Genomic DNA, 21,136 nt, shown 5'->3' with positions numbered 1-21,136 from the left:
CGCGACCCTTTTGTGGTGGTGCCGAGGGACAGAATTGAACTGCCGACACAGGGATTTTCAGTCCCCTGCTCTACCGACTGAGCTACCTCGGCACGATTAGGTGCATTTTAGAGAACAATCCGGGTTTGTCAAGAGGTTTTAAGCCGAATCTCTGATATATCGCCATTCTTTTTAAAACCCGGTTACTGTTTCAACAAAACAGCCCGATCCGGAGCCCCCGCCGGAGGGCACGACCGTTTCCACAACCAGGCCGGCGGGATCAACAATGACACCGTTAACCACCCCGTCCGCGTCTCCGGTACCGCCGTCCGTCAGGGTAAATGACAGGGATTTCCGGTTGGCGCTGAAGGTCACCTGCCCGGTAAAGTCATACCAGCCATTGACATTGTCATACTTATACCAGAAGGCGCTGTCCGGTGCCCTGTCCGCCATATAAACTGTAAAGTTGACGGTTGCGCCGAGTGTGGCGGTGTTCACCCTGAAGCCGATCAGGCCGTAAGGAAAGTCGCCGGACAGGTCTCCGCTGATTTCGGTTTCACTCATGGCTTCAACGGCAATGGCCAGAATATCCTTGCCAAACTCCAGGCCGATATCGGCGGTCCCGTCCGCCGTCAATAACGCCCTGAGGCTGGTCTCTTCCGAATCGGGTGTGCCGTTGTCGTTGATATCGGTATTCGGGGAAGACTCCTGGTCATCCGGCACACCATTGCCGTTGGCGTCCCGGTTGTCCGATGCGGTGGTAAAGGTCCACACGTCGGACCACTCCGATTTCAGGCCGTGGTCGCCCCAGTACCTGACCCGCCAGTAGTAGGTGGTAGCGGGTTCCAGCACCATTTTGGTTACCTGGTGGGAGGTCAGGGCAGCACCAAAGGTGTTGGCGTTATAGGTCAGGCCGGAGAAATCGGCCTGGTCGCTGATCTGCCAGCGGGTTTTAAAATGGGTGCTGCACGCGCCCGGATCGTTGTATGCGTCGGCCTGCAACGTCGGGGTCAGGCTGACATTGACGGCGCCGTCGGACGGAGAGATCAGTAACGGCTTGTCCGGCAGCGTGATGCAGGCAAACTCCGTCACGGTCAGGGTGACGCTGTCCGTATCGCTTGCCCCGGCATAATCGGTGACCGTCAGCGCAAAGGTCAGGGTCTGCCCGAGAATGCCGGCGGGAACCGTAAAGGTCGGCTGGGCGGCGGTTTCATCGGACAGGGTCACCGCCGAACCACCGGTCTGCTCCCATGCGTATGTCTCAATACCGTCATCCGGATCAAAGGAGCCGGAACCGTCCAGCGCCGCCACGGTGCCTTCCATGACAGCACGGTCTTCTCCGGCATCGGCCGTGGGCGGGATGTTTTCGTCCTGCCCGTCACGGACTGCGCGTACATAATATGAACTGGATTTGTCAAACCAGCGGCTCCAGCCAGACATAGACAAAATGCCCCATGCGACATCCTTGGAAGAGGCATAGGTTGTCGATGACCAGTAGAAATTGTCCGGCACCGTATCCGGGAAGAAGGTTGTATCAAAGGCCGGTGCGTCAGTGCCGGAGTCAACTATCGATTTCAATTCCTTGATGGTCGGCAGACGCCAGTCGGAATGGCCGGCCAGATCCAGGCTTTCGCACCAGGCCAGCGCCTCCCGCCAGTCCATTTTGTCATTTGTATCAATAACCGTGTCATCGTTCAAATCGGCAGTAAACTTGTTCCACATCAGGCCGGTACTTTCATCCGTGATCGTACCGTCCTCGTTGTCAACCAGGCTGGCCGACCCAATCGCTTCTCCGCGAACAGCACGTACGCTTACGGTGTTTGCAGGAGAAGCAAAAGAGTCATGGCCATAGAAAAATTCGACCTGCCATGAAGGGGTTGTTTCGTCATTGGGTCTTGGCGTCGATGACCAGTCGAAATCATAAGTGGTGAACGGGAAATAATTGATATCAATGGCGGGATCGCAGTAACTGTAATCCACAATATAAGTCAGTTCCAACCTTGTCGGCAGACGCCAGTCAGTATATCCGCCGAACTGGTCGGTATTTAGCTGGGCGATAAAAGAAAGAGCGGCCGCAAGGTTATATCTATTGTCCTTGTCATGAATATCTCCGTCATCGGTTTTTACTTCCCAGATCAGGCCGGTCAGACTGTCTTTTACCATAACCCAGTCGGTGGCGTCATCGTCCAGTGCCTGCCCGCTTGCATTCAGTTTGATATAGGATGGTGGGTTGATGGTGTATTGTGCATCCTGGCCGTAAAAATTTTCACCCTCTGCGGGGCAGGGATCAAGCACATTGCCATCCGCGTCATAGCAGGTGGCCTGGCCGGTATCGGGCACCGGAAAGGGGGCTGCCGGGAAAGCGGCTATCGGCCAGAAGATCACCACCATGGCCAGGGACAAAATCAGGTAAAACTGGTTTTTGGTTTTCATCTCACCCTCCTTCCCCTTTATCCGCTAAAATAAAAAGCCGGACTGTCCTGGTTTCAGAGACAGCCCGGCTTGAAATACCTTATCTTCATGGCAGCCCGGCTGTCTTTATATTAAGACCCGTTGCTTTCCGTCCTCCGGTCGCCCGGAGTTTGGCTTTAGCATGAATTGAATGATTAGAGCTTTTAAATGTTGTTTAACATTTTTATACCACAATTTTTCCCGCAAAACAAAATATATTATGGAGAGGCCATGTTTTTACGAAAGCATACAGAACAATTCCAACCGGGAAAGAAAAGAGCGGCTTCGGGCTACATGTCGCCCAGCAGGTGCTGCACAATAGCGCAGGCTCCAACAGTGGCGGTGTCGGCCTTCAGGATGCGGGGGCCAAGGCTTGCGGCGATAAACCCCTTTTTTATCGCGCGGTCGATTTCCTCAGGCGTAAACCCGCCTTCCGGCCCGATCATCACCAGCACCCGGCGGACGGTAGCCTCCTGAGAGGGTAGCGTGTCGTTCAGTCCCGGTGCCTTAGCGTCGGCAAAAATGATTTTCAAAGACCAGTCATCACTCCGGGAGAGCAGGTCCTCAAACAGGATCGGCGGCTCAATTTCCGGAAGCCGTCCTCTTCCGCACTGCTTCAGGGATTCGGCGGCAATGGCCTGCCACCGTTCCATTCTTGATGACACCCGCCTGGCATCGGGCCGGGGAATGGTCCGCTGTGTAAACACCGGTATCCATCGCGTGACGCCCAATTCTGTGGCCTGGCGCACCAGGGCGTCCATCTTTTTGTCCTTGAGAAAGGCCTGGGCCAGGGTCAGGCGGATCGGGGATTCCGTGGCACAGGAAAAGGCACCGGTGATTTCCACCGTGACAGCCTCGCTGTCAACGGAGTGAATGACGCCTTTGAATTCCATACCCGCGCCGTTAAACAGCCATATTGCGTCGCCGGGCTTCATGCGAAGCACGTTTTTGATGTGGTTGGCGTCCGGCCCCGTGATGGGGCAGATGGCACCCGCGGCCGCGGCCGCGTCAATAAAGAATCGTCTCATGCGCTCCTCTGTCAAGGATGGTGATGTGCATTGTATCAGGCCGAATCATGCTTTTCAATTACGCCCCGCGACAACGATTTACCACTGTCGCAATGTGGGCGCAAGGGCTCAAATACCTTGACACAAAGTCACTGAACTGGTAAGTGTATCCAGAAAAATCAGACCTTTTCAATCAGCACGATTTTTGCACCCGCATGAGAGGGGACATGAGCAAAAGCAAACAATCAGGCCGGCCTTCGGGAAAGGCAAATCAGAAAAAAAAGGGGGCGCAGGCTTCGAAAAAACAGGCCAGTCCGAAGATCCCGGACTTTTTTGACGAAACCGACGATGACCAGGAGATTCTGGAACTGACCGAGGAGACGATTGTGGTGGCGTCCGAAGAGGATGACGGGGAGACCGTGGACCTGGCCGATATTGTGGATGACGGATCGGATCATGACGAAATACTGGATCTGACCGACGACGCGGATGATGATGTTGATGAAGACGCATTCGACACGGATGGGGACGTGGATGACGAAGACCTGCTGGAGCTGACTGAAACAAGCGGCATGGACGATTACGACGTCAACAAGGAAGACGCGCTCAACCTGACAGTAGAGGCGGATGAAGACGAAGAGCTTCTCAAGCTGACCGAAACCGTGATGATGGACATGGGCAACGGCGAAGAGACCGTGGACATTGATGATATCATGGCCGAAGATGATGAAGAGGTGTTTGACCTGACCGAGGCCGTGGAAGAAGATGATGTAAACGAAGGTACACTGGGGCTGGGCGGAGTGGAGGATGAAGACGACATCCTGGACCTGACCGAACCTGCCGGCGAAAATGCCGGAGAGGATGACGAAATCCTCGATCTGACCGAAGAGTTTTCTGAAGAAGAGGACGCGGTTTTGGACTTGACGGAGGAAGCCGGGGATGAAGACGACGAAATTCTGGACCTGACTGAAGAATCTGCAGAGGGCGAGGATATTCTTGACCTGACAGAAGAGGCGGCGAAAGAAGATGACGAAGTTCTTGATCTAACGGAAGAAGCTGCAGAGGAAGAGGACGAGGTCCTGGATCTGACCGAAGAAGCCCCAGACGAGGAAGACGAAATTCTGGACTTGACCGAGGAATCTGAAGGTGAAGATGAGGGGGAAGAGATTCTGGACCTTACAGAAGAGACGCCTGAAGAAGAGGACGAGGTGCTTGACCTGGTAGAAGAGACCTCTGACTCGGAAGAAGAGGAAATCCTTGGCCTGGCGGAATCGATGGTGGAGGACACGGACGAGGATGTTCTGGATCTGACCGAAGAGACAGAGAGTGCTGTTGCCGAAGAAGACGATGATGAACTGGTGCAGCTGACAGATACAGTGGATGACGAGGAAGAAGAGATACTTGACCTGACCGAAAAAGCCGCTGAAGCAACCGAAACCCCGGTTCAGGAAGAAGAAGTTGAAGAACCAGCGGCAGCACCCTCCACTCAATCTGGAGGGAGGGCTGTTGAAGAGGATGTTCTGGATCTGGTGGCAGAGGCCGCCAAAGAAGAAGAGGATGTTCTGGACCTGACCGCCGAGCTGGAGCCTGTGGCCGGAGAGGAAGATGTGTCCGAGGTCTCCATTGTGCTTAGCGAGGAAGAAACCAGCGCGGGGTTCCTGGATCTGGCTGAAGCCGCTGAAACGGATGAGGTAGAAGCAGGGATGGCCGCTTCTGCCGGAGAGCGACCGGACGACGACATGATGCTTGAGTTTACCGATACCGTCGAGCTGGACGACATTTCAGACACCGGTGTTCAGGAGGCGAATCCGGAAAGCGCGGTCGAGGAAAACGGAGCGTTTGACAAAACACTGGATCATGCGCTTCATTCGGCCCTGGATTTTTCAGAAGTGGGGTCGGTTTCGCCGGAAGAAGAAGAGATTCGGCTGCAGCGGGCCGCCAGGGTCTCGGTCCATGTTCATAACCGGCGCGAGGTGGATAAGCCCACGGATTTTAATTTTGATGCCATGCATGCCTGGCACGACAGCGTAAGGCGCCAGATTTCGGAATCGGGCGGTGACCTTCTCAGCGAGCAGCAGCTTGAAGCGGCCCTGGCCAAGGTTATCAAAGAGGTCTATGCGGAGAAGTTTGAAAAGATGATTGAGCAGGTCCTGGAAAAGACCATTTTAAAAGAGATTGATCGGTTAAAGAAACTGGTGACCGGCGATGAATAAGCTTTTTTAAATTTTTGCAGCCTTCAAAAATTATTGAAAAAAAAGGGGGATTAGTGAATAATCCCCTTTTTATTGGCACATACGGGCGCCTGCCCGTTCTAAAAAACGCAGTGTTGGTTTTAGCGGGGTTTCTTTTTGCACCGCAAAGGCGCAAAGAGCCCAGAGGATTGTGTTTTGCCTTGCGGCAACGCGACCATTTTTTTTCGCGCAATGCCCTTGTTGTTCTCTGCGTGCTTTGCGTCTCTGCGGTGAAATAAAATTTTTCGGGGTTCTCTTATTATTTTGAGTATGTGGAGCAAAACAGATGAGCGGCAGTGAACTGGACAAGGGATATGTGGCCCAGGGTGTGGAGCAGCGGTGGTATGACTTCTGGGAAAAGGAAAAACTGTTTGCCGCAAGCGAGGAGGGCCATGGCAGACCCGGCTACTCTATTGTAATTCCACCCCCCAACGTCACGGGCATGCTGCACATGGGCCATGCCCTGAACATTACCCTTCAGGACATTCTCTGCCGCTACCGGCGGCTGTGCGGAGACAACGTGCTCTGGGTGCCGGGCACCGATCATGCCGGTATTGCCACCCAGAACGTGGTGGAAAAAAAGCTGATGGCCGAAGGCACGGACCGCCACGCCCTTGGCCGGCAGGCGTTTATCGACCGGGTGTGGGCATGGCGCAAGGAGTACGGCGGCACCATCATTCGCCAGCTCAAACGGCTGGGGGCCTCCTGCGACTGGGACCGGGAGCGGTTTACCATGGATGACGGTCTCTCCAGGGCCGTTCGCGAGGTGTTTGTCCGCCTTCACCGGGAAGGGCTGATCTACCGGGGTGAATACCTGATCAACTGGTGCCCCCGGTGCCACACCGCCATTGCCGATATTGAAGTGACCTATGACGAGCGCCAGGGCGCCCTCTACCATATTCACTACCCTTTTGAAGACGGCAGCCAGGGGCTTGTGGTGGCCACCACCCGGCCGGAAACCATGCTGGGCGACACCGCTGTGGCGGTAAACCCGGATGACGAACGGTATGCCCACGCAAAGGGCCGTAAGGTGCTGCTGCCCCTTACCGGCCGGACCATTCCGGTGATCGAGGACCGGTACGTGGACACCGCCTTTGGTACCGGGGCGCTCAAGGTAACGCCGGCCCACGATCCCAACGACTTTGAACTGGGCCGGGTCCACGGCCTGGACACCATCAAGGTGATTGATGACCGGGGGTTTATGACTGAAGCCGCAGGCGATCGGTTTGCCGGCCTGGAGCGGTTTGCCTGCCGCAAGGCCGTGGTGGCGGCATTAGAAGCCGAAGGACTGCTGGTAAAGGTTGAAGACTACACCCACAGCGTGGGCACCTGCTACCGGTGCCAGACCGTGATTGAGCCCAACCTCTCCAAACAGTGGTTTGTTGCCGTAAAGCCCCTGGCCGAAAAAGCCATCGAGGCGGTGGCGCAGGGCCGGACCCGTATTGTGCCCGACACCTGGACCAAGACCTATTATGAGTGGATGAACAACATTCGGGACTGGTGCGTCTCCCGGCAGATATGGTGGGGCCACCAGATTCCGGCCTGGTACTGCCAGGCCTGCGGCGAGGTGATCGTGGCCGAAGAGACGCCAACCGCCTGCACCGCCTGCAACAGCACCGACCTGGTCCAGGAGAGCGACGTGCTCGACACCTGGTTCAGCTCGGCGTTGTGGCCCTTTTCCACCCTGGGCTGGCCCGACCGGACCCGGTTGCTGGAGACTTTCTATCCCACCAGCGTGCTGGTCACCGGGTTTGACATTCTCTTTTTCTGGGTGGCCCGCATGCTGATGATGGGGCTTCACTTTATGAAGGAGATTCCCTTTCACGATGTCTACATTCATGCCCTGGTGCGCGACGAAGAGGGCAAGAAGATGAGCAAGTCCACGGGCAACGTGATCGACCCCATCGACATCATCAACACGTACGGGGCCGACGCCCTGCGGTTCACCCTTACCGCCTTTGCGGCCCAGGGCCGGGACATCAAGCTTTCCGAAAGCCGCATCGAGGGGTATCGCCATTTTATCAACAAGCTCTGGAACGCGGCACGGTTTGCCATGATGCACGTGGACCGGGGATACGAGGAACCGCCGCCCGCGAATGCCGGCCTGGCCGACCGGTGGATTCTTTCCCGGCTGGATAACGCCCGAAAAAGCACGGCCGACGCCCTGGACACCTACCGGTTCAACGATGCCGCCGGCGCCCTCTACCAGTTTGTGTGGCACGAACTGTGCGACTGGTACCTGGAGGCGGCCAAACCCGATCTTTACGGGAAAAACGGGGAAGAACAGAAGGAAAAGACAAAACAGGTGCTCTGGCACGTGCTGCGTGACACCCTTGTCCTGCTGCATCCCATCATTCCTTTTGTCACCGAAGAGATATGGCACGCCCTGCCCGGAACCCAGGGGTCGATCATGAAGGCCTCATTTTCCGGCGCCGGCGGCACAGGATCTGATGTCGATGCCGAATCCCGCATGGCCCTGGTCATTGACGTGGTCACCGGCATTCGCAACGTGCGGGGCGAGATGAACATTCCACCTTCAAAAAACCTGGACGTGGTGGTCCATGTGGCGGATGAGACGGTCCACCGGCACCTGGAAGAGCAGCAGGAGATGATCATCAACCTGGCCCGGCTGGCATCCTTTTCCATTGCCCCGTCCGGTGAAAAACCCGGGCACGCGGCCGTTTCAGTTGTAGGAGAGGCGTTGGTCTACGTGCTGCTGGAAGGAGTGATCGATTTTGCCGCAGAACTGGCCCGCATTGAAAAAGAACTGGCAAAGGTGGAAAAGGAGCTGGACGGGGTGACCAGAAAGCTTTCCAACAGCGGGTTTCTGGAAAAGGCCCCGGCTTCGGTGGTAGACGCCGTCAAGGCCACCTCCGGCGAACTGACCGAAAAACAGGCCAAGCTCAAGGCGGCCCATGAGCGGATTCGGGCGTTTGTCTGATCCGCCGCACCGGCGCATGGGTATTCGAAGCGGTTGTACGGAATTGGTAATGGGCTGTTGGTTTCGATTCCGATAGCGATCCCGATTTCGATTCAGGCGTAACGTATAAACAATTAAAGGTGTTAATATGGAACTATTAATCCCATATATTATTGAAAGCGGTCTTTCTGAAGACATTGGCGCCGGTGACATCACCACGGACGCGCTCATCGATGCCGAGGCCATGGGCCGGGGGTATATTGTTGCCAAGGAGGACCTGGTGATCGCCGGCCTGAACGCGGCGGCCGCGGTTTTTGAGACCCTGGACCCGGAAATGGCCTGCCTCTTCATGGCCACGGACGGCGACAGAGTAAAGACCGGCACAAAGGTGATGCAGATGGAAGGCAGCATGCAGGCCCTGCTCAAGGGTGAGCGCCTGGCCCTGAACATCCTTCAGCGGCTCTCCGGCATTGCCACCTTTACCCGGGCCTGCGTTGATGAACTGGCCGGAACAACGGTGCGCCTGGTGGACACCCGGAAAACCACGCCGGGCCTGCGCGTGCTGGAAAAGTACGCGGTGCGCGCGGGTGGCGCCGCCAACCACCGTATGGGCCTGTTTGACGGTGTCCTGATCAAGGATAACCACATCGCTGCCTGCGGCGGTATTGCTCAGGCCGTGGCAAAAGCCAGGGCAGCGGTTCATCACCTGGTAAAAATCGAGATCGAAGTTTCTAATCAGGATGAGGTGGCCCAGGCACTTGAGGCCGGCGCGGATGTGATCATGCTGGATAACATGGACATGGAGGCGATCCGGCAGGCGGTAAACACCATTTCCGGCCGGGCACTGGTAGAGGTGTCCGGCTCCGTGGCACGGGAGAACCTGCGGGCACTGGCCGACACCGGCGTGAATATCATCTCCATGGGCAGCCTGACCCACTCGGCCCGGGCCGTGGACCTGAGCATGCGAATTGCCGCCGAAAAGTGACCCCGCTTGCAACCTCCTTGGTTTGACAGTGTAAATGCTGCCCATTCGTGACTCAAACCCGTCCCGCACCGTTCCGGTGGTCAATAACACCATCATCGGCATCTGCGTGGTGGTGTTTCTGATCGAACTGGGGCAGGGCAGTGGCTTTGACGAGTTCCTTTATCTTTACGGGCTGGTGCCGGCCCGCTATTCCGTGCCGGAAATGGCCGCTTACTTTTCTTTTTTTCAGCAGGCGTTTTCTTTTCTCTCCTTTATGTTTCTGCACGGCGGGTTCTGGCACATCCTGTTCAACATGTGGGTCCTCTATATTTTCGGCGACAATATTGAGGACCGGCTGGGCCATGGCCGGTACGCGGCTTTCTACCTGCTCTGCGGCCTGGCATCCGGCCTGGCCCACATGATTCCCAACATTCAGTCCACGGTTCCGGTGGTGGGAGCCAGCGGCGCCATCGCCGGGGTGATGGGCGCCTATTTCATCCTCTACCCCAGGGCAAAAGTGCTGACCCTGGTGCCCCTGTTGTTTATTCCGCTGTTTTTTGAAATCCCGGCCTTTTTCTTTCTGGGGTTCTGGTTTGTGATGCAGGTGTTAAGCGCGGCCGGTTCCTCCGGCGGTATCGCCGGGGGCGGTGTGGCCTGGTGGGCCCACGTGGGCGGATTTGTGGCCGGCATTGTGCTGCTCAGAATGTTTAAGGTCATGCCGGCCCAGGCCCTTTCGGAGAGGCCGAAAAACATCACTACAAGAAGAAAAAGTCCCCGCATTCAGGTGATTCACCCCACCGGACCGGGCAACGAGCCCAACCTGTACGGCGACATCACCATCACCAGCCTGGAAGGGGTGACCGGCGCCACCAAGACCGTGAACATTCCCTGGGGCTTTCAATCCCGGCTCTACAAAGTGGCGGTACCGCCGGGCACAAAACCCGGCGCCACCCTCCGGTTAAAAGGCCTGGGAAGGATCGCTTCCGACGGCACCAGAGGAGACCTGTTTTTAAAGGTCAATTTCATGTAAGATACAAATCATTATCTTTGCGGCTTTGCGAGAAACATAAGATCTCTCGCCAGGATGCAAAGGCGCAAAGAAAAACATAACCTTTTATAGAGATTTTTATGAAAAGAGCAGTTAATGAACCGTATTCGTAATTTCAGCATCATCGCCCACATCGATCACGGCAAGTCTACTTTAAGCGACCGGCTGATTCAGGTCTCCGGCATTGTGGCGGCCCGTGATTTCAGGGACCAGATTCTTGACTCCATGGACCTGGAGCGGGAGCGGGGCATCACCATCAAGAGCCAGACCATCTGTCTGCCGTACAAGGCCAAAGACGGGGCGGTTTACTCCCTTAATCTGATCGACACGCCGGGACACGTGGATTTTTCCTACGAGGTCTCCCGGGCCATTGCCTCCTGCGAGGGGGCCCTTATCCTGATCGACGCCAGCCAGGGTGTGGAGGCCCAGACCGTTGCCAACCTCTACCTGGCGGTTGACCATGACCTGGAGATTATTCCGGTGATCAACAAGATCGACCTGATCTCCGCGGACGTGGAACGGGTGATGGAACAGATAGAAGAAGACCTGGGCCTGGACTCCAGTGCCGCGGTAAAGGTCTCGGCAAAAGAGGGCGTCGGCATCGAGGACCTGATGGAAACCATCGTGGCAAAGCTGCCGCCGCCCAAAGGCAACCTGGAGGCCCCGCTTCAGGCCCTGATTTTCGACTCCACCTACGATGATTTTCGGGGCACCGTCATTCATGTCCGTGTTTTCGAAGGCAAGGTCAAACCCGGTGATATGATCATGTTCATGTCCAACGACTCGGTTTACAAGGTGGAGGAGGTGGGCATCTTTCAGATCGTGCGCAAGCCGCGCAAAGTGCTGGCCGCCGGGGAGGTGGGGTATATCATCGCGGGCATCAAGTCGCTTTCCGACACCCGGTGCGGCGACACCATCACCCTGAAAACCAACCGGTGCGCGGCCGCCATGCCCGGGTTCCGGGAGGCCAAGCCCGTTGTCTTTTCCTCCATCTTTCCCATCGGCTCCGACGAGTACGAAGACCTGGCCACTGCCATTGACAAGCTCAAGCTCAACGACGCCTCCCTGGTGTATGAAAAAACATCCTCCCTGGCTCTGGGGTTCGGCTTCCGGTGCGGGTTTCTGGGACTTCTGCACCTGGAGATCGTGCAGGAGCGGCTGGAGCGCGAATACGACCAGTCCCTGATCATCACGGCCCCCACGGTGCGCTACGAGGTGGTGTACCACGACGGCACCTCCATGTTTATCGACAACCCGGAACTTTTCCCGGATCCCACCCTGATTCAGACCACCCGTGAACCTTTTATCAAGGCCTCTATCATTATTCCCGACAAGTACATGGGCGCGGTCATGACCCTGTGCATGGAGCGGCGGGGCATCAGCACCACGTACCACTACCTGACCGGGAGTCGCATGGAGATGGTGTTTGAGCTGCCCCTGGCCGAGGTGATGTACGATTTTTACGACAAGCTCAAAACCGTGACCCAGGGCTACGGCTCCTTTGATTACGAGATGCTGGACTACCGGGATTCTCGCCTGGTCAAACTGGATATTCTGGTCAACGGCGAGCGGGTGGACGCCCTGTCCCAGCTGGCCCATGAGGACAAGGCCGTGGAGCGGGCCCGGCACGCGTGCAAGATGCTTTCTGAAGAAATCCCCCGCCAGATGTTCAAGATTCCCATTCAGGGCGCCATCGGTGGCAAGATCATCTCCCGGGAAACCATATCGGCCCTGCGAAAGGACGTGACCGCCAAGTGCTACGGCGGCGACATCTCCCGAAAACGGAAACTTCTGGAAAAGCAGAAGAAGGGCAAGAAGCGGATGAAGACCATCGGCAAGGTGGCCATTCCCCAGTCCGCCTTCCTGGCCGTGCTCAAGAGCGACCAGACGTAATCCCCGTCTCAATCGCTGCAGAAAAGTGTGACGCATGCTGACCATCAGCCGAAACATTGCCATTGATGAAAACGAACTGACCTTCAAGTTCATCCGGGCCTCAGGTCCCGGGGGCCAGAACGTGAACAAGGTGGCATCCGCTGTTCAACTGCGGTTTGATGTGGCCCACTCCCCATCCCTGCCGGGGCCGGTGAAAAACCGGCTGATAAAGCTGGCGGGCCGGCGGATCAGCGAAGAAGGGGTGCTGGTCATCGAGGCCAAGCGGTTCCGGGAGCAGGGCAAAAACCGGCAGGACGCGATTGACCGGCTGGTGGCCCTTGTTGCCAGGGCCCTGGTTGTGCCCCGGGCGCGAAAGAAAACTGCGCCCACAAAAGCCTCCAAGCGGCGGACAGTGGATGAAAAGGTCTACCGGGGAAGGGTAAAACAGCGGCGGGGCAGGGTACGGGGAGAAGAATAGGTGTAATAAAAAAGGGGACCGCCACGGCGATCCCCTTTTTGCTTTTGTAGAGTAAGTGTTGGGTTTTAATCCCGCGATGCTCCCAGGATGCGCAGCAGGAACAGAAACATGTTGATAAAGTCAAGATAGAGGGTCAGGGCGCCCATGATGGCGCCTTTTCTGGCCACTGCCGGGTCCAGCCCCTCGGGCTGGGTCAGGGCCATGTGCTTGAGCTTCTGGGTGTCGTAGGCGGTGAGGCCCACAAACACAAATACACCGATATAGCTGATGATCATGTTCATGGCCGGGCTGCGCAGAAAGATGTTGACCACGGACGCGATAATGATGCCGATAAGGCCCATGAACATGAACTGGCCCACGGAGGTGAGGTCTTTTTTGGTGACCATGCCGTAGATACTGCACACCCCAAAGGTGGCGGCGCACACAAAGAAGGTGGACGCAATCGACGCGGCGGTGTAGGCGATAAAAATAAATGAAAGGGTTACGCCGTTTAACATGGCGTAAATAATGAAAAGGGCCGTGGCTGTTGTGGCCTCAATTTTCTGAATGCGGGCGCTTAAGTAAAAGACAAGCCCCAGTTCGGCGATAATCAGACCGAAAAAGAGGGCCTGGTTTCCGAATACAATGCGCAGCATGGTTTCGTTGTGGGCCACGTAGTAGGCCAGAAAGCCCGTAAGGGCCAGGCCAACGGCCATCCAGTTATACACGCTGCGAATAAAGGTGTTGACCACAACCTGGGTCTGGGTTGCTCTTGCCTGAATCGGTTCTGCCATTTTCACGCTCCTCTGAGAAAGGTTACATCCTGTATGGTTTCAACTGACTGACTTGCAAATTTTTAATGTTCCTAATATAACAGCTTCTGGCCGCTTTTCAAGCCAATACGGCAGGAAAACGGGCTGAAAACAAACCCGGACGCACAAAAAATGTGTTGTCATATCAATGAAGAAGGGGCCCATGAGACCGGATAACCTGTATAATGAACTGAAAACCATTGCCGAAAAACTGGGCATTGCCGTCAAGGAGCACAACCTGCGCAACGCCGGCATTCATGTTACCAGCGGGCTCTGCCGGGTAAAGGACCAGGATCTTTTTGTCATGGACAAGCGGCTGCCGATCCGGGAGAAAACCGAAAACCTTGCCGAGTGCCTGGGCCGCCAGAACCTGGACAATGTTTACATCGTTCCGGCCATTCGCGAGATGCTGGACAAATACAAGGGGTGATCTTTTTAACGAAACGGCACATGACAAATGACAACGCCTCTTCCCCCGCTTGACGTCTGGTACTGCTGTGATCAGACCCTTTGCAATTTCAACTGCCCGTATTGCGCCGCCGGTCTTGTTCGCTCCGCCCATAAAGGTAAAATGTGGGCCGGTAATGAGAGCGCCGCTCTTTATAAAAAGGTAATAGAGTGGATCGCCGCGCAATCCGGTTTTGAAAAAGGGGTGCGGCTGCAGACCTTTGGGGAGCCTTTTCTCTGTGACGCGTTTCTCGAAGGTGCTGCATGGCTTTCCCACCGGGCCAACATCCGTTTTGTCGAACTGGTCACCAATGGTTCAAGGCTTTTACAGGAGTATGGGCCATTTGCCGAGCGGGCCGAAGCAGACAGGATTACGTTGTGGATTACCTACCATGCAACCGAGTGCGACGCGGAAACAATTTTAAAGGGCGCGCTTTTCGCCCAATCCCTTGGCGCGCTTGTGATTATCAACCTGCTGTTGTTTCCCCAGACACTGCAAGCCGTTCTGGTAATGCGGGATCGCTGCCTGGAAGAAGGGCTGAAGGTCCATGTTGACCTGGGGTATCTTCAACAGAATATTCCGATTGTGCATGAACGGCCGGATATTGTCTCCCGGCTCTATCAATGGCCGGATGTGCTGGCCATGCACCTGACCGCCGCCATAACCCCTTTTGGCCAGGCGTGTCACGCGGGCCAAGCCTTTATCCGTATTCTTGAAAACGGTTATGTTGCGCCATGCGGGCCCCTGGGGCAGGGTGCCGGTCATCCCGTTCGTTTTGGCCATGTTCTGGACCCGGATTTTCATCTGGCAGAAAGTTTATACAAAACGCCAAAAGCATGCACGCACAGGGCAGCGTGCCGGTGTAAGGAGGAGTTTTTAAACTTTGCGGTGCTTCAGAAAAAGTATGTGCGGCAGCGCAGCATGGGGCTGGTGGAGCCCAGAGATCCCGGACCCGCAACAAATGACACGGACGCCATTGTCGGCCTGGGGGCCGCGGGGTTAAAACTCAAAAAAGCATTGATCCATCACCATCGTTTAACACCGCCAGGGTCCGGGCAATAAGAGCAGTTTTTTACGCTATGCCGGAGTCTTTTTCTTTTTTCGAATCTGAAATCTTGAAAATATTTCCACTTTGAGCCGGTATTGATCATCCATGCCCCGCCGTTTAAGGGCCGCTTCCACAGCCCTTCGAGAGGCATCAATCTGTTCGTAGCCCATTTTTGTTGACGCGTTTTGTTCGTGAACTCTGTACTTATAAAGGGGCCGGGGCAGGTGGACGATCGGAAAATTTTCTGAAACCCGCAGGCAGAAGTCATAGTCCCACGCCATGTCGAGCTCCGGATCAAACAGGCCCGTTCGGTCAAAAACAGTTCGCCGGACCATGCGGAAATGAAAAATCATCATCTCCACCAGCAGCCGATCCGGAGAGTAGGGGGCGGCGCACCGTTTTCCATATCGCCACTGCCGGTTATCCGGTGAAACCTCAAGGTAGTCGGTATAGACCATGCCGGCATCCGGATTGGCCTCAAACGCGGCCACCGTCTCCTCAAGGGCGGTGGGGGCCAGCAGATCGTCACCGTCAAGAAAGCCGATATATGCTCCCCGGGAGTACTCGACCATTTCATTAAGGCCTTTGGAAATTCCTGCATGATTTCCGGCAATGACCTGTATCCGGGGGTCAGATTCAGAATATTTTTTTATTATTTCCAGGGTATTATCACTTGAACCATCATCCCTTACAATATATTCAAAATCCTCCATTGTTTGAAGCTGTACGGTTTTAATGGTCTCTTCGATATACGCCCCGTTATTATACGCGGGGGTCAGCAGGGAGACTTTCGGTGGGGATGAAGTCGCTTTCATCAGGCTTTTTTCACCAGGGTAAATTTTGAAGAAAGCTGAACAAAGAGTTCATACTCCCGGTCCAGGCCCCGCCGTTTCAAAGCCTGTTCCACGACGAGTTTCGATTCATTTATCTGGTCCAGCCTTTGGGAGGTGGAGATGGATTTGTCATGGACCCTGTATAAATAAAGGGGCCTGGGCAGATGAACAATCTGACACTGCTCGGAGACTCTCAGGCAGAGATCATAGTCCGGTGCCGCTTCCAGGCTGGGATCCAGCAGCCCCACTATATCAAAGGTTGAACGCCGGAACATTCTGAAATGAAAGGTCATCATATCAATCAGCAGCCGTTCTTTGGAGTAGGGAATCCTGCAGCGAAACCCAAGCCCCCTGACGGTGCCGTCTTCGGCCATGTCGTAATGATCCGTGTACACCATGCCGGCTGAAGGGATGGCCTGAAAAACCTTTACCGTCTCTTCAAGAGCGGTAGGGGCCAGCAGGTCGTCACTGTCCAGCAGGCCGATGAAAGTTCCCCGGGCCTTTTTGATCAGTTCGTTGGTGCCGGCGGCCATGCCGGTGTTGGAACCGGAAAATATTTTGATGCGGGCGTCTTTTTTTGCGTAGTCCTTGAGTATTTCCAGGGTGCTGTCGGTTGACCCGTCATCTCTCAGAGCAAACTCAAAGTCGGTCATGGTCTGAGCCAGAACGCTCTCAATAGCCGCACCGATATATTTTTCCGTGTTATAGGCAGTGGTAAGAACAGATACCAGTGGTTTTTCGGTGTTCATGTCATCCTGATGTACACGGCTTTTTTATCAATTGCAAATTTAAATAAAGCGGCAGGGCAGTTCTTTCCGGATGATATATATTTCCATTTATAAAAAGTTTACATAATATATCTTATCAGACGTTTTAAAAGGGGCAAAGCCCCAGCGGTTCAGGGTTTACAGGGTTCTCAGGGCGCCCTCTCTCTGTTCCATCATCCAGCGTGAATGGACAATTTATAATCGAAATCGGTATCGCTATCGGGATCGCAATCGCCCCCTCCAGCAACCGTTGCTTTCTCTAACCGTCACTTTCAATAAAAGTACGCGCATAGGCAGAAAGAAAAATAATCTTTGAGAACAAGGCCGTAGATCCAATTCGATTTCGATACCGATAGCGATAGCGATTTGGATAAACAACCGGGGATCTGTCATTAAAATTTTTTCTTTATAATAATTATTAACTGTTATTTTAAACATATAAATACTAAAACCTTCCATTTTAATTGAATGTTTATTTTTTTGACGACGCCCCTACTTTGGCGACCGGCTCTTCCACTACATATTGTGTCACTCAGAATATTTTTCCACCTGTTATTGTGTTTTTTCTTTACAAGCCGGGTTTTCCCTGTTAAAAAAAGATCACCATTGCAAGCCGGTTATCAATCCCACAAAACTGCATTTTGCCGCATGCGGCAGGAGGGGTTTTGCCATGCGTCTCAAAAGACTCGAAATCAACGGTTTTAAGTCGTTCCCGGAAAAGGCCACCATCAGCTTTCCACCGGGCATCTTCTCCATTGTCGGCCCCAACGGCTGCGGCAAAAGCAATATCATCGACGCCCTCAAATGGGTCATGGGTGAACAGAGCGCCATGCAGCTTCGGGGCAAATCCATGGATGACGTGATCTTTGCCGGTTCCAATGAAAAGGCCCCGGTCAATATGGCCGAGGTCTCGCTGGTGCTGGCCAATGACAATGGCTCGGCCCCGGAGGAGCTCCGCCACCTCACCGAAATCATGATCACCCGCCGGCTCTACCGGTCCGGTGAGCGAGAATATTTATTAAACAAGCAGCCCTGCCGGCTCAAGGATATCTACAATATTTTCCTTGGCAGCGGCATGGGTGCCCGCTCCTACTCCATCATTCAGCAGGGCAATATCGGGGCCATTACCGATGCCAGCCCGGAAGAGCGGCGCATGTTTATCGAAGAGGCCGCCGGCGTCACCCGATACAAAACACGAAAAGAAGAGGCCCTTCGCAAACTTCGGGCCACGGACAACGACCTGCTGCGCATCAAGGACATCATGGTCGAGGTGCAGCGCAATATGAACAGCCTGGACCGCCAGGCCAAAAAGGCGTTGCGCCACAAGGAGTACCAGGCCCGCAAAAAAGAACTGGATATGCTGGTCTCCCTGATCCACCACAACGCCCTGACCGATAAAATCACGGAGACCGACGCCCTGCTCGCCTCCCTCAAGGACCTGGACAACGAACACGCATCCCGCATCGGCAGCCTGGACGCCGCCATTGAAACCGTTAAACTGGAACGGGACGCCAAGTCCCGCGAGATATCGGGCCAGAAAGAGCGCAAATTCGAGCTTCAGCGCAAGATCGACAAGACGGAAAATGAACTGACTCACCTGCGCACCGAGCGGCAGCGGCTGGAGGAAGAGGCCGCCGGTTTTGAGGCGGAAAAGGTCAGCCTGAATGAAAAACAGGCCGTTGTTGAGACCGAGATCGCTGAGGCTGACGTCTCCTACCGGCGCATCACCGAAGAGAACCAGACGGTACGTGAGCAGCTGGCCCGGCAGCAGGAAGAGCTGCAGGAGATTAAAACCACCCGTGAAGAGACCGGCCGGCAGCTGGAAAGCGCCAAGGCCAGCCTGATGCGGTTTACCGCCGAGGAGGCCAGGTACCACAGTTCCTGTCAGAACGTGGCGGAAAACAAGGAGGCATTAAAAAAACGCCGGGCTGAAATCGGTAACGAGAAAACCACGGCCGCACGCAACGCCACCCGCCTTCGGAACCAGGCCGAGCAGATCAGAAACGAAATGGCCGGGTCAACCGACACCATCGAACAGATGGAGGAACGGATTCGGGTGGTCTCCGGAAAACTGGATGACCGGCAGAAGGCCCTTACCGAAACCATTCGGCGGGTCCACACCCTGGACATGGAACGGAACAGGATCAAATCCCGCCATTCGGCCATCAAGAAGATGGACGATAATTTTGAATGGTACAAGGACGGGGTCCAGGCACTGATGCGCAACGCGGCGGGCCGGGCTGCCGAGGACGGCATTCTGGGCATTGCGGCGGATATGGTCCGGCCCCAGCCGGGATATGAAACCGCCACCGAAGCGGTGCTGGGTGAAGCCCTTCAATATATATGTGTAGAGACCCACGACCAGGGGGCCCGGCTGGTCGAATCCCTGCGAACAGACCAGGCCGGCAGAAGCGGGTTTATTCCCCTTTCCGTTTTAAACCAGGAGATCGATATCAGCGCCATTACTGGTAACGGGCATGCCGACCGGCTGGTGGACCACCTGGCCGTGGAAACCGGGTATGAAAAAATGGTCCACGCCCTGATCGGTAATGTGCTGCTGGCTCCGGACCTGGAGACCGCAACAGCCCTGTGGCACAGCAGCAACGGGTCCGGCAGGCGGCCGGTGGTTACCCTGGACGGCGACCTGATCACCGACCGGGGCATTCTGGTGGGCGGCAGTAAGGACCAACTGTCCGGTATCCTGGCCAAGAAGCAGGAGATAAAAGACCTGGAATCCGCCATGGCGGACATGGACCGGCAAATAGACCAGGCAAAAAAAGAGCAGGCCGCTCTTGAGGCGGTGGTCCGGGAGATTGAAGAGGACCTGCAGAAAATCAAGAACGACCGGAACCAGGCCCGGGCCGGCCACCTGGAACTTGAAAAGTCGCTTTACCGCGTTTCAGAAGAGCTGAAGCATGCCGACCATCGCCTGGAAATTCTTGAGGTGGAGCAGCAGCAACTGGAAGGCGAAGAGAGCGAGATGGACGACGAGATCGTTGCTTACAGCCGTTCCCTTCAGGACGCAAGACAGGCGATTACCGATACCGAGGAGAGAATCGCCGGTCTTAACCACGAACTGGCCACTGTTTCCGAAACCTACGAATCTTTGAGCCAGGCATCCATGGAGCTGCGGCTTAAATACACCGCCTCCCACGCGGAGCTTGAAAACACGGCCAAGACCCTTGACCGGCTGAAACGTTTTCAGACAGAGGGCGCGGCCCGGCTGGAGCAGATCACCATTGACATACGGGTCAAACGGGAAAAAGCAACCGCCATCTGCAACGACATTGAAAAGCAGGAGGCCCTGCTCAGGGAACACTATGTCGTGTTAAAGGGGCTTGAGGAGGCGCTGGCGGAAAACGAGGCCGCCTATGAAAATATCGCCGCGAAAATCGTTGAAAGCGACCGGCGGTTTGCCGAGATTCGCAGCCAGCGGGACGAGAACGCCGAAAAGATCCGCTACCTGGAGATGGAACAGACCGACCGAAGGCTTCAGCGGGAGCACCTGGAGCGCCGCATTGAGGAGCGTTACGGCACCGCCTTTGAGGCGGCGGCCGGCCAGTATATTCCCCTGCTGGCAGAACTGGATAAGAGCGCCGAAGAGATGGAGGCCGAGCTGACCACCCTGCGCGAAAAGATCGCACGCCTTGGAGATGTAAACATGAGCGCCATCGAGGAGTTCGACCAGCAGAAGGAGCGGCTCGACTTTCTCACCCAGCAGCACGATGACCTGGTGACAGCCATTGAAGACCTGCACAAGGTGATCAACAAGATCAACCGGGTCTCCCAGGAACGGTTTCTGGAGACCTTCAACAGTATCAACCAGAAGATGGCCGAGGTCTTTCCCCGCCTGTTTGAAGGCGGCACCGGAGAACTGGTGCTGACCGATCCTTCAAAGCCACTGGAGACCGGCGTGGAGATGATGGTCCACCCGCCGGGCAAAAAGCTGACCCGTCTTTCGCTGCTTTCCGGCGGAGAAAAGGCCCTGTCCGCCATCGCGTTTATTTTCTCCATCTTTCTGCTCAAGCCCACCTCCTTCTGCCTGATGGATGAAATCGACGCGCCCCTTGACGAAGCCAATATCTACCGATTTAATGAACTGCTGAAGATCATCGGTGAAAAATCACAGATCATCATGATTACCCATAACAAGAAAACCATGGAGTTTGCCGACAGCCTCCTGGGGGTGACCATGGAAAAGAAGGGCATCTCAAAGATTGTGTCCGTGGACCTCACCAGGGAAACCACGCCACAGCAGGCGCCTGAATCGGCCCATTTGAACTGAGCAGGAACAAGAAA

General features: G+C 55.4%; 14 protein-coding genes, 1 tRNA gene and 1 riboswitch. Of the genes, 9 read left to right on the top strand and 6 right to left on the bottom strand.

Annotated features, from left to right (window positions below):
* Nucleotides 1–16: 16 nt before the first annotated feature.
* The 3 genes from DOLE_RS08905 to DOLE_RS08895 form a co-directional block, all read right to left on the bottom strand.
* A tRNA-Phe gene (locus tag DOLE_RS08905) sits at nt 17–92 on the bottom strand.
* 79 nt (nt 93–171) lie between these two features.
* Nucleotides 172–2,412, bottom strand: a complete 2,241-nt coding sequence (locus DOLE_RS08900) for an Lcl C-terminal domain-containing protein (RefSeq protein ID WP_012175153.1) — start codon at nt 2,410–2,412, stop codon at nt 172–174.
* An 86-nt stretch (nt 2,413–2,498) separates the two neighbouring features.
* Nucleotides 2,499–2,576, bottom strand: a riboswitch (cyclic di-GMP riboswitch).
* A 144-nt stretch (nt 2,577–2,720) separates the two neighbouring features.
* Complete coding sequence (locus DOLE_RS08895) at nt 2,721–3,458, bottom strand: 16S rRNA (uracil(1498)-N(3))-methyltransferase (RefSeq protein ID WP_012175152.1); 738 nt, start codon at nt 3,456–3,458, stop codon at nt 2,721–2,723.
* Between the two features lie 206 nt (nt 3,459–3,664).
* On the opposite strand from DOLE_RS08895, the gene DOLE_RS17335 reads away from it, so the two are divergent.
* The 6 genes from DOLE_RS17335 to arfB all read left to right on the top strand — a co-directional run bounded on the left by DOLE_RS17335 (nt 3,665) and on the right by arfB (nt 12,950).
* A complete protein-coding gene (locus DOLE_RS17335) occupies nt 3,665–5,650 on the top strand; it encodes a midas domain-containing protein (RefSeq protein ID WP_012175151.1) in 1,986 nt (661 codons plus the stop codon).
* A gap of 304 nt (nt 5,651–5,954) precedes the next feature.
* On the top strand, nt 5,955–8,609 hold the full coding sequence (locus tag DOLE_RS08885; RefSeq protein WP_012175149.1) for a valine--tRNA ligase: 2,655 nt from the start codon (nt 5,955–5,957) through the stop codon (nt 8,607–8,609).
* A 127-nt stretch (nt 8,610–8,736) separates the two neighbouring features.
* Nucleotides 8,737–9,573: a carboxylating nicotinate-nucleotide diphosphorylase gene (nadC, locus tag DOLE_RS08880; protein ID WP_012175148.1), complete on the top strand. Its 837-nt coding sequence runs from the start codon at nt 8,737–8,739 to the stop codon at nt 9,571–9,573.
* Between the two features lie 34 nt (nt 9,574–9,607).
* Nucleotides 9,608–10,582: a rhomboid family intramembrane serine protease gene (locus DOLE_RS08875; protein WP_012175147.1), complete on the top strand. Its 975-nt coding sequence runs from the start codon at nt 9,608–9,610 to the stop codon at nt 10,580–10,582.
* A gap of 114 nt (nt 10,583–10,696) precedes the next feature.
* On the top strand, nt 10,697–12,493 hold the full coding sequence (gene lepA / locus DOLE_RS08870; protein WP_012175146.1) for a translation elongation factor 4: 1,797 nt from the start codon (nt 10,697–10,699) through the stop codon (nt 12,491–12,493).
* A gap of 34 nt (nt 12,494–12,527) precedes the next feature.
* Nucleotides 12,528–12,950 (top strand): alternative ribosome rescue aminoacyl-tRNA hydrolase ArfB, encoded by a 423-nt coding sequence (arfB, locus tag DOLE_RS08865; protein WP_012175145.1) that lies wholly within the window; start codon nt 12,528–12,530, stop codon nt 12,948–12,950.
* Between the two features lie 65 nt (nt 12,951–13,015).
* Here arfB and DOLE_RS08860 read toward each other — a convergent pair whose 3' ends face one another.
* Complete coding sequence (locus DOLE_RS08860; RefSeq protein WP_012175144.1) at nt 13,016–13,723, bottom strand: Bax inhibitor-1/YccA family protein; 708 nt, start codon at nt 13,721–13,723, stop codon at nt 13,016–13,018.
* A 181-nt stretch (nt 13,724–13,904) separates the two neighbouring features.
* On the opposite strand from DOLE_RS08860, the gene DOLE_RS08855 reads away from it, so the two are divergent.
* Together DOLE_RS08855 and DOLE_RS08850 are read left to right on the top strand one after the other, a co-directional pair.
* On the top strand, nt 13,905–14,171 hold the full coding sequence (locus DOLE_RS08855; protein ID WP_041280455.1) for a hypothetical protein: 267 nt from the start codon (nt 13,905–13,907) through the stop codon (nt 14,169–14,171).
* 27 nt (nt 14,172–14,198) lie between these two features.
* On the top strand, nt 14,199–15,251 hold the full coding sequence (locus DOLE_RS08850) for a radical SAM protein (protein ID WP_012175142.1): 1,053 nt from the start codon (nt 14,199–14,201) through the stop codon (nt 15,249–15,251).
* 15 nt (nt 15,252–15,266) lie between these two features.
* Here the strand turns inward: DOLE_RS08850 and DOLE_RS08845 are convergent, their stop codons facing one another.
* Together DOLE_RS08845 and DOLE_RS08840 are read right to left on the bottom strand one after the other, a co-directional pair.
* Nucleotides 15,267–16,052 (bottom strand): glycosyltransferase, encoded by a 786-nt coding sequence (locus DOLE_RS08845; RefSeq protein ID WP_012175141.1) that lies wholly within the window; start codon nt 16,050–16,052, stop codon nt 15,267–15,269.
* Nucleotides 16,052–16,819 (bottom strand): glycosyltransferase, encoded by a 768-nt coding sequence (locus tag DOLE_RS08840; RefSeq protein ID WP_012175140.1) that lies wholly within the window; start codon nt 16,817–16,819, stop codon nt 16,052–16,054. Before DOLE_RS08840 ends, DOLE_RS08845 begins: the two co-directional genes overlap by 1 nt.
* Before the next feature lie 688 nt (nt 16,820–17,507).
* Between DOLE_RS08840 and smc the strand changes: the two genes are divergently transcribed.
* Nucleotides 17,508–21,122, top strand: coding sequence for a chromosome segregation protein SMC (smc, locus tag DOLE_RS08835; protein ID WP_012175139.1), 3,615 nt, complete (start codon nt 17,508–17,510; stop codon nt 21,120–21,122).
* Nucleotides 21,123–21,136: the final 14 nt, after the last annotated feature.

Origin of the sequence: Desulfosudis oleivorans Hxd3 (assembly GCF_000018405.1) — a bacterium.
Classification (GTDB): Bacteria; Desulfobacterota; Desulfobacteria; order Desulfobacterales; family Desulfosudaceae; genus Desulfosudis; species Desulfosudis oleivorans.
The sequence above is the reverse complement of the archived record's forward strand: the minus strand, read 5'-3'. Positions and strand labels throughout refer to the sequence as shown.